Genomic DNA, 9,869 nt, shown 5'->3' with positions numbered 1-9,869 from the left:
CTCGATCACCACGGGCTGGCCCAGCGCATCGGACAGCGGCTGGCTGATGGAGCGCGCAATGATGTCGGACGAACCGCCCGGCGGGTACGGAACGATGAGCCGGATCGGCTTGGAAGGCCAGCCGCCCGTGCCGCCGCCCTGCTGCGCGAATGCGCGCACCGGCAAGCTGGCGGCCAGGGTCGTGGCCAGTGCGGCGCCGAGTGCGCCGCGTCGGTTGATGGTCATTGCTGTTGCCTCCGGTTGTTCGATGTGTGCCTCATGGCTTCGCCTGGATGCCCAAGCGAGTTATCAGTCATCGTACAACTCAAAAAACAACTTGTCCAGACTTGGACTTCAAAATTTCAGCGCTTTGGGGCGTTGTCGGACGAAGCGGTGCCGCTGCCGCCCGCGGGAGCACTCGCCGCCGACTCGGCCTTCGCCTTCTGCGCAGCCTCTTGCGCCATGCGCAGGCGCTCGCGGCTGTTGGTCAGGTGAATGCGCATGGCGGCACGCGCCGACTCCGGGTCGCGGCGCGCAATGGCCGCATAGATCTCTTCGTGTTCGCGATTGACGCGACTCAGGTAGCCGCCCTCCTGCACGCGGATGGCGCTGATGCGCGTGCGCGGAATGATGGTGGTGCCCAGGTGGCGCATGATGTCGGCGAAGTACGGGTTGCCGGTCGACTGCGCGATCTGCAGATGAAAGCGGAAGTCGGGCGCCACGGTGTCGCCGGCCACCGTCACGTTGTGCTCGAAGTCGTCGAGCGCCTGGCGCATGGCCACGAGTTGCTCGTCGGTGCGCCGGCTGGCGGCCAGCCCGGCCGATTCGGTTTCCAGGCTGATGCGCAGCTCGAGCACCGCCAGCACGTCGACCGAGGCGGCGATTTCTCCGGGGTCGAGGCGGAACACCCCGCCCGGCCGCGGTTGCAGCACGAAGGTGCCGACGCCGTGCAGCGTTTCGACCAGCCCGCCGGCCTGCAGCTTGGACAGCGCCTCGCGCACCACGGTGCGGCTCACGCCATAGGCCTGCATGATGGCCGACTCGGTGGGGAGCTTGTCACCCGGGCGCAGCGACTGGCTGCGGATTTTTTCGCCCAGGTCTTCCACCAGACCGTGCGCCAGCCCACGCGCACGCGGACGCGGCCGCCCCACGAAGGACGCGCCACCCGCGGCTTCTGCCGTCGCTTCGTTTACCAAGGGATTACCCGCAGTCGTCTGGACCATGGCCACGATAATAATCTCCAATTAGTTGTACGACAACAGATAACTTATCACTCAACCACCCTCAAGCGCCGCCGTCCACCCGAGGGACCCGCGCCTGAAACGGCACAGACATGAAGCACTTCCCTCATCAGGCTGCATCGGCATCGTACCGGCCCGATTTCCGGTGAGCGTGTTTCGTCCCTGCCCTCCAATCACCTCATCTCCCGCCAGGAACACATGCCGACGCCTTCACAAGCTTCTCCCCACAAGCTCGACCGCCTCCTGCTGACCGGCGCGGCAGGAGGTCTCGGCAAGGTGCTGCGCGAGCGGCTCAAGCCGTATGCGAACGTGCTGCGCCTGTCGGACATCGCGTCGCTGGCCCCGGCCGCCGATGCGAGCGAAGAGGTCGTGCCCTGCGACCTGTCGGACAAGGCGGCGGTGCACGCGCTGCTCGAAGGCTGCGACGCCATCGTGCACCTGGGCGGCGTGTCGGTCGAGCGGCCCTTCGAGGAAGTTCTCGAAGCCAACATCAAGGGCATCTTCAACGTGTACGAAGCCGCGCGCCGCCACGGCGTCAAGCGCGTGGTGTTCGCCAGTTCCAACCACGTGATCGGCTTCTACAAGCAGAGCGAGCACATCGATGCGCATGCGGCGCGGCGGCCCGACGGCTACTACGGCCTGTCGAAGTCGTTCGGCGAAGACATGGCGCAGTTCTACTTCGACCGCTGGGGCATCGAGACGGTGAGCATCCGCATCGGTTCGTCGTTCCCCGAGCCGCTCAACCGCCGGATGATGAGCACCTGGCTCAGCTACCGCGACCTGACCACGCTGATCGAAAAATCGCTGTTCACGCCAGGCGTGAAGCACACGGTGGTCTACGGCATGTCGAACAACCGCGACGTGTGGTGGGACAACAGCGCGGCGGCGCACCTGGGCTTCGTGCCGCAGGACGGCTCAGAGGTGTTCCGCGACAAGGTCGAGGCGCAGCCACCCGTGGCGCCGACCGACCCCAACGCCATCTACCAGGGCGGCGCCTTCACCGCGCAAGGACCGTTCGGCGATGCAAGCTGAACTGGTTCTCGACGCGCGCAACGGCACCGGCGAAAGCCCGGTGTGGCATGCCGCGGAGCAGGCGCTGTACTGGGTCGACATTCCGGCCCGCACGCTGAACCGCTGGCATGCGAGCGAAGGCCACGCGCAATGGAAGGCGGACGAAATGATCGCCTGCATCGCACCGCGCGCGGACGCGCCGGGCGAATGGATCGCCGGCATGGAAAGCGGCCTGTTCTCGCTGCGGCCACAGGCCGATGGCACGCTCGCCGCAACGTCGCTGGCGCCGGTCGAACACGCCGCACCGGCCATGCGCTTCAACGACGGCCGTTGCGACAGGCAAGGCCGCTTCTGGGCCGGCACGATGCTGCTCGACATGGCCGCCGGCGCAAGAGTCGGCCGCCTCTACAGCTACGGCAAGGGCGACGAAACCGCGGCCCTTCGCCTCGACGATTTCATCGTGCCCAACGGCCTGGCCTTCAGCCCCGATGGCCGCACGATGTACCTCTCGGATTCGCACCCGACGGTGCAGGCCATCTGGGCTTTCGACTACGACACCGACACGGGCACGCCCGGCAACCGCCGGATGTTCGTCGACATGAAGCCCCTGCCCGGCCGGCCCGACGGCGCCGCCATGGACGTCGATGGCTGCTACTGGATCTGCGGCAACGACGCGGGCCTGGTGCACCGGTTCACGCCCGACGGCCGGCTCGACCGCTCGCTCGAAGTGCCGGTGAAGAAACCCGCCATGTGCGCCTTCGGCGGGCCAGCGCTCGACACGCTGTTCGTCACCTCGATCCGCCCCGGCGGCATCGACCTGTCGGACCAGCCGCTGGCCGGCGGCGTGTTCGCGCTGCGGCCCGGCGTGGCCGGCATGGCGGAGCCGGCATTCGGCAGCTGACTTTTTGCACAACCCTTTTTCAACAACCACCAAGCAGAGGAAGAGACAAGTGAAATTCACCAAGACACTCATCGCAATTTCCGCGTGCGCCGCAGCCGCGCTGACCACATTGGCTGCACACGCCACCGAGTTCCGTTCGGCCGATATCCACCCCGACGACTATCCCACCGTGACCGCGGTGAAGTTCATGAGCGAGCGCCTGAAGGCGCTGTCGGGCGGCAAGCACAGCATCAAGGTGTTCAACAACAGTTCGCTCGGCAGCGAGAAAGACACGATCGAGCAGACCAAGATCGGCGCGCTGCAGATGGTGCGCGTGAACATCGCGCCCATGAACAACATCTGCGCCGAGACGCAGGTGCCGACCATGCCCTTCCTGTTCCGCTCGGTCGACCACCTGCACAAGGTGCTCGACGGCCCGATCGGCGAAGAAATCCTGAAGTCGTGCGAGAAGCAGGGCTTCGTCGGCCTGGCCTACTACGACAGCGGCGCGCGCTCGATGTTCACCGCCAAGAAGCCGGTGCGCACCTTCGCCGACATGAAGGGCCTGAAGGTCCGCGTGCAGCAGTCCGACCTGTGGGTGTCGATGCTCGAAGCCATGGGCGCCAACGCGACGCCGATGCCCATGGGCGAGGTGTACACAGGCCTGAAGACCGGCCTGATCGACGCCGCCGAAAACAACTACCCCACCTACGAAAGCGCACGCGCCTTCGAAGTGGCCAAGTACTACAGCAAGACCGAGCACTCGATGGCCCCCGAGATGCTGCTGTTCTCCAAGCGCGTGTGGGACAAGCTCTCGGCCGAAGAGCAGGGCTGGATCCGCCAGGCCGCGAAAGAGTCTGTGCCCTACATGCGCAAGCAGTGGGAAGAGCGTGAAGTGAAGTCGCTGGCCACGGTGAAGGCCGGCGGCGCCGAGATCATCGAAGTCGACAAGGCCCCGTTCCAGGCCGCGATGAAGCCGGTGTACGACAAGTTCATCACCGACGCGAAGCTGAAGGACCTGGTCAAGCGCGTGCAGGACACGAAGTAAGCAAGCGGATTGTTGAATTGGCTCCTTCCCCTTTCAGGGGAAGGTTGGGATGGGGCCNNGGGGAGGGAGAAAGACAAAGAAGAACCTTCATGTACACCAAACTTTGCCGCACCCTCGCCCGTGCCTGCATGTGGTTGGGCATCCTCGGCCTCGTCGCAGTGATCTGCGCCGTGAGCTGGCAGGTGTTCGGCCGCTACGTGCTCAACAACACCCCCACCTGGGCTGAAAGCCTCGCGCTGCTGCTGGTGATCTACGTCACCATGTTCGGCGTGGCCGTCGGCGTGCGCGACGCGGGCCACATCGGCCTCGAATCGTTCCTGGTGCTGGCGCCCGACTGGCTGCGCCTGAAGATGGAATACCTCATTCACGCGCTGATCCTGACCTTCGGCCTGGCCATGGCCTGGAACTGCGCCTCGCTCGCCGAATCGGTGTGGGACTACCGGTTGCCCACGCTCTGGATTTCGGAAGGCTGGAAATACGTGCCCGCGTCGATCGCCGGCGTCCTCATCGTGATGTTCTCCATCGAACACATCATCGCCCTGGCCCAAGGCCGCGAAGTCGAACCCGCCTGGGGCTGAACAGCATCATGACGATTCCTCTCCTTATTCTTTGCATCTCGTTCACGGCGTTCCTGCTGCTGGGCGTGCCGGTCGCGTTCTCGATCGGGCTCTCGGCCCTGGCCACGCTGCTGTACGAAGGCCTGCCGCTCGCGGTGGGCTTCCAGCAGATGACCTCGGGCATGGGCATCTTCTCGTTCCTTGCCATTCCGTTCTTCATCTTCGCCGGCGAGTTGATGCTCTACGGCGGCATCGCGGACCGCATCGTCAACTTCGCGCGCAACCTCGTGGGCCATGTGCGCGGCGGCCTCGGCATGTCGAACGTGGTGGCCTGCACCTTGTTCGGCGGCGTCTCGGGCTCGCCCGTGGCGGACGTCTCGGCCATGGGTGCCGTGATGATCCCGATGATGAAGAAGGAGGGTTACCACGCCGACTACGCAGTCAACGTGACGACCCACGCGGCACTGGTCGGCGCATTGATGCCCACCAGCCACAACCTGATCATCTATTCGCTGGCGGCGGGCGGCAAGGTGTCGATCGCGGCGCTGATCCTGGCGGCGTTGCTGCCGGCGGCCGTGCTCACGCTGAGCAACCTCGCGGCCGCCTACCTGGTGGCGGTGAAGCGCGGCTACCCGGCCGGCAGCTTCCCGGGCTGGTCGATCGTGGCGCGCTCGTTCGCGGCGGCGCTGCCGGGCCTGTTCATCGTGGTGCTGATCCTCGGCGGCATTCTGTCGGGCATTTTTACGGCGACCGAATCGGCCGCGGTGGCGGTGCTCTATGCGCTGGGCCTGACGATCTTCGTGTATCGCACGCTGAAGTGGGAACACTTCATCAAGGCCGCGTCGAAGGCCGTGCGCACCACCGGCGTCATCTTGCTGCTGATCGGCATCTCGAGCACCTTCGGCTACCTGATCAGCCTGTATGGCGTGGCCGAGCTCACGGGCCAGATGCTGTCGCAGGTGACCACCACGCCGTGGATGATCTTCCTGCTGATCAACATCATCCTGTTCGTGCTGGGCACCTTCCTGGACATGGCCGCCACCATCTTGCTGTGCACGCCGATCTTTTTGCCGATTGCGCAGCACTACGGCATGACCTCGGTGCAGTTCGGCGTGGTGATGCTCATCAACTGCGCGCTGGGCCTGAACACGCCGCCGGTGGGCACCACCCAGTTCGTCGGCTGCGCCATCGGCGGGGTGTCGGTGGGCACGGTGATGAAGACCATCTGGCCGTTCTACGGCGCGCTGATCTTCGCGCTGGGCGTGGTCACCTTCGTGCCGGCGTTCTCCACCTGGCTGCCGGGCATGTTCATGGTGGTCAAGTAAATAGGAAAGAGGTCCCACGATGGCCGATGCGAACAACAGCCGGGCGCCGCTCTACATCCGCATCCACGCGGCGGACAACGTCGCCATCGTCGCGAACGACGGCGGGCTGAAGGCGGGTGCCACGTTTTCCGACGGCCTGGTGCTGGTGGACAACGTGCCGCAGGGCCACAAGGTGGCGCTGGCCGACCTGGCCGAAGGCGAGGCGATCCGCCGCTACGACGTGGTGATCGGCTATGCGCTCAAGGCCCTGCCGCGCGGCAGCTGGGTGCACGAACGCGTGATGCGCATGCCGGCCGCACCAGAGCTCGACGGCCTGCCCATCGCGACCGTCAAGCCCCCTGCCCTGCCCCCACTCGAGGGCTACACCTTCGAGGGCTATCGCAACGCCGACGGCTCGGTGGGCTCGCGCAACATCCTGGCCATCACGCAGACGGTTCAATGCGTGGCCGGCGTGACCGACTTCGCGGTGCAGCGCATCAAGGCCGAGCTGCTGCCGAAGTACCCGAACGTCGACGACGTGGTGGCGCTGGCGCACAGCTACGGCTGCGGCGTGGCCATCGATGCGCCCGACGCCATCGTGCCGATTCGCACGTTGCGCAACATCAGCCTGAATCCGAACTTCGGCGGCGAGGTGATGGTGGTGAGCCTGGGCTGCGAGAAGCTGCAGCCCGAGCGGCTGCTGCCACCGGGCAGCATTCCCATCGTCGACAAGCGCGGCGAAGTGGAAGGCGGCGCCGAACTCGACGTGGTCTGCCTGCAGGACGACGAGCACGTCGGCTTCATGTCGATGATCGACTCGGTGATGCGGCAGGCCGAAACGCACCTGGTGCGGCTCAATGCGCGCCGCCGCGAAACCGTGCCCGCCAGCGAGCTGGTGGTGGGCGTGCAGTGCGGCGGCAGCGACGCCTTCTCGGGCGTCACCGCCAATCCGGCCGTGGGCTTTTGCACCGACCTGCTGGTGCGCGCCGGCGCCACCGTCATGTTCTCGGAAACCACCGAGGTGCGCGACGGCATCGACCAGCTCACGTCGCGCGCGTCCACGCCCGAAGTGGCCGAAGCCATGATCCGCGAGATGGCCTGGTACGACGCCTACCTGCAGAAGGGCCGCGTCGACCGCAGCGCCAACACCACGCCCGGCAACAAGAAGGGCGGGCTCTCGAACATCGTCGAAAAGGCGATGGGCTCCATCGTCAAGTCGGGCTCGGCGCCCATCACCGGCGTTCTCTCGCCGGGCGAAAAGGCAACGCAGAAAGGCCTGATCTACGCCGCCACACCGGCTAGCGACTTCATCTGCGGCACGCTGCAGCTGGCGGCGGGCATCAACCTGCACGTATTCACCACCGGCCGCGGCACGCCTTACGGGCTGGCCGAAGTGCCGGTCATCAAGGTCGCCACGCGCAGCGACCTCGCGCGCCGCTGGCACGACCTCATGGACGTGAACGCGGGCCGCATCGCCGATGGTGAAGCCAGCATCGAAGACGTGGGCTGGGAGCTTTTCAAGCTGATGCTCGACGTGGCCAGCGGCAGAAAGAAAACCTGGGCCGAGCACTGGAAATTGCACAACGCACTGGTGCTTTTCAACCCAGCCCCCGTGACCTGAGGCGTCGCGGAATCCGCAGCGCCCGGTCAGGGGAATCGCGGCGCTTTGTTCAATGCAAGGAGGAGATGAAAATGAAAAGATCCCGACTGGTTTTGACTCTGATCGCGGGCACGGCCCTGCTTTCCGCATGCGGTGGCGGCGGCAACGGCGGCGCGTTCTTTCCGCCGCCCGTGGCGGTGAACCCGCCGCCACAGCCGCCGGCCGAAACGCCCGTCGACCCCGAAGTGCTCGCGGCCCAGCCGAAGCTGTCGAATACGCCGATGGACGACATCGTGCGCGACAACCTGCTCCCGACAATCGAAAAGTTCTTCGTGCAGGTACGGGCGCAGGGCGTCAAGACCGTGATCCAGGGCAAGGAAGTGTTCGCGGCATCGAGCGGCGACAAGTTTCTTCCCGGCAAGGTCGCCATCGGGTTCTCCTACCTCCTGCTCAACACGCCGACGTCGGACCCCAAGTACCAGACCTACCTCGATGGCTACCGCGAGATCGCCGCGGCGACGATCGACTCGACCAACGATAGCTGGGGCATCTACTACTACATGTCGGCCTTGTGGAAGCTCAAGAAGGCCGGTCTGCTGGACGGCAGCAGTTCGGCGATCGATGCCGCGACGCTCGCCAAGCTCAAGACGAAGCTCGACTGGACCAATTTTGTGAACCCAGGCGACTATTCGCTCAAGAACGGTTTGCCCACCAACTACTACGGCGTGGCCTTCAGTGTCGCTCGCCTGCGCTATCTCATGGGCTGGGAAGGCCCGGAGGCCAGCGAGGCGCTGCTGCAGAAGATGATCAACCACTACAAGACCTTCTCTGCATTCGGCTTCTCCGACGAAACCGATGGCAGCGGACGCTTCGACCGCTACAGCGTGCTGCTGATCGGCGAGATCATGCAGCGGCTCATCGAGACCGGCATGACCGTTTCCCCGGAGGACGACGCTTCGCTCAAGGGCTGGCTGCGGCAATCGGTCGACCTCATCAAGACGCGGCTCAATCCGGCCGGCAACGGAGTGGACTATGGCCGCAGCCTGTCGGCCTATGCGGACACTTCGTTCGTCGAGGTGCTGTCGGCGGCCGAGCACCTGAACGTGCTGTCGTCCGAAGAGAAAGACATTGCCTATGCCTTTGCGACGCGTGTCACGGCCAAGTACGTGGAGTTCTGGTACGACGCCGAGCTGGGCTCGCTCAACATGTGGGACAAGGGCCGCGCCACCGACGGCTATCGCGGCAAGGGCCGCATCCTCGGCGAGAACCTGAGCCTGTCGCACCAGCTGATCTACACCAACAACCTCTGGAAGTCCGCGGGCTACGCGCAGAAGCCGCCGGTATCGACGCAGACCTTCCTGGCCTACCTGGACAAGCTGCCACGCTCGACGCTGACGAAGTTCGCCGGCTTCGACGGCCAGCCCGCCACCTACGACCGCGGCCTTGTCACCTACCGCGACGGATTGCGCATCGTCAGCCTGCCGGTGGTGAACGGCGCCAAGACCTATCACCACACCAACCCCTACTTCGCGGTCCCGCATTCGTACAACATGCTCTCCGGTGCGGCCGACAAGCGATGGCCGCAGCTGCAGCCGAAATTCACGGTGGCGGGCACGCTGGAGCCGTTGATTCCGGCCGCCTACCAGAAGAACCTCAAGATCGCCGAAGCCGGCAAGGTGCTGACCGTGAGCTACGACCAGGACGCGATGGACAAGGCCACCAGCGACAACGCGCCGATCAAGGACGCGCGCATCACCTCGTCGACGACCTACATCTTCGAGCCCGGAAAGATCACCCGCACCGATGTCTACAAGCCCGGTGCCGCATTCGACATCGACAAGATCGAGCTGGAGTTCGGCTCTTTCTCCGACGGAGCGACCGCGCTCGGTGGCAACAGGTTCAGCTATGCCAGCGGCGACGTGCAGGGCTTCGAGGTCGAGGGCCTTCAGGACTGTGCACCGGTCGACGTGAGCGCCAACGTGGACTACAACACGCCCACCGGCGCGCTGAAAACCAGCATCCGCTGCAGCGCACCGGCCTTCAACTTCAGTGCGCCGCTCACCATCAAGTGGGTGCTGAAGTACCGCTCGCCCAGCGTGGCGTCCATCGCGCCGCGTTGACATTTTTTCGGCCTCATCAACGGAACCTCTCATGGAAGACCTCAAAGGCAAGACCGCCCTCGTCACCGGCGCCAGCACCGGCATCGGCGCCGCGGTGGCCATCGCGTTCGCCGCGCGCGGCATGCGCGT

Annotated in this window: 8 protein-coding genes and 2 pseudogenes; 8 read left to right on the top strand and 2 right to left on the bottom strand. The window is 65.3% G+C overall.

All coding sequences use genetic code 11. The annotated features are described in order from the left end of the window. Nucleotides 1-225, bottom strand: a pseudogene (locus tag DBV14_RS06970) (tripartite tricarboxylate transporter substrate binding protein); the annotation flags it as partial. 116 nt (nt 226-341) lie between these two features. Further along, the gene (locus DBV14_RS06965; protein WP_124458472.1) at nt 342-1,202 is read right to left on the bottom strand and encodes a FadR/GntR family transcriptional regulator; all 861 of its coding nucleotides are present in this window, start codon (nt 1,200-1,202) and stop codon (nt 342-344) included. 216 nt (nt 1,203-1,418) lie between these two features. Here DBV14_RS06965 and DBV14_RS06960 point away from each other — a divergent pair, with 216 nt between their 5' ends. The 8 genes and pseudogenes from DBV14_RS06960 to DBV14_RS33775 form a co-directional block, all read left to right on the top strand. Next, the gene (locus DBV14_RS06960) at nt 1,419-2,252 is read left to right on the top strand and encodes an NAD(P)-dependent oxidoreductase (protein WP_124458471.1); all 834 of its coding nucleotides are present in this window, start codon (nt 1,419-1,421) and stop codon (nt 2,250-2,252) included. Beyond that, nucleotides 2,242-3,132 carry an SMP-30/gluconolactonase/LRE family protein gene (locus DBV14_RS06955; RefSeq protein WP_124458470.1) on the top strand — a complete coding sequence of 297 codons (891 nt, stop codon included), beginning with the start codon at nt 2,242-2,244 and terminating at the stop codon, nt 3,130-3,132. The genes DBV14_RS06960 and DBV14_RS06955 overlap by 11 nt, the downstream gene beginning before the upstream one ends. A 49-nt stretch (nt 3,133-3,181) precedes the next feature. Next, nucleotides 3,182-4,159, top strand: coding sequence for a TRAP transporter substrate-binding protein (locus DBV14_RS06950; protein ID WP_124458469.1), 978 nt, complete (start codon nt 3,182-3,184; stop codon nt 4,157-4,159). 89 nt (nt 4,160-4,248) lie between these two features. Beyond that, on the top strand, nt 4,249-4,737 hold the full coding sequence (locus DBV14_RS06945) for a TRAP transporter small permease (protein ID WP_124458468.1): 489 nt from the start codon (nt 4,249-4,251) through the stop codon (nt 4,735-4,737). Between the two features lie 8 nt (nt 4,738-4,745). Then, a complete protein-coding gene (locus tag DBV14_RS06940; protein ID WP_124458467.1) occupies nt 4,746-6,041 on the top strand; it encodes a TRAP transporter large permease in 1,296 nt (431 codons plus the stop codon). A gap of 19 nt (nt 6,042-6,060) precedes the next feature. Further along, on the top strand, nt 6,061-7,641 hold the full coding sequence (gene garD / locus DBV14_RS06935) for a galactarate dehydratase (RefSeq protein WP_124458466.1): 1,581 nt from the start codon (nt 6,061-6,063) through the stop codon (nt 7,639-7,641). 71 nt (nt 7,642-7,712) lie between these two features. Next, on the top strand, nt 7,713-9,740 hold the full coding sequence (locus DBV14_RS06930; RefSeq protein WP_124458465.1) for a hypothetical protein: 2,028 nt from the start codon (nt 7,713-7,715) through the stop codon (nt 9,738-9,740). A 31-nt stretch (nt 9,741-9,771) separates the two neighbouring features. Continuing rightward, nucleotides 9,772-9,869 (top strand): annotated as a pseudogene (locus tag DBV14_RS33775) (oxidoreductase); the annotation flags it as partial.

It is taken from the genome of Variovorax sp. KBW07 (assembly GCF_003852515.1).
Lineage (GTDB): Bacteria > Pseudomonadota > Gammaproteobacteria > Burkholderiales > Burkholderiaceae_C > Variovorax.
Note: the sequence above shows the minus strand (reverse complement) of the source record. Positions and strands in the feature narration are given on the sequence as shown.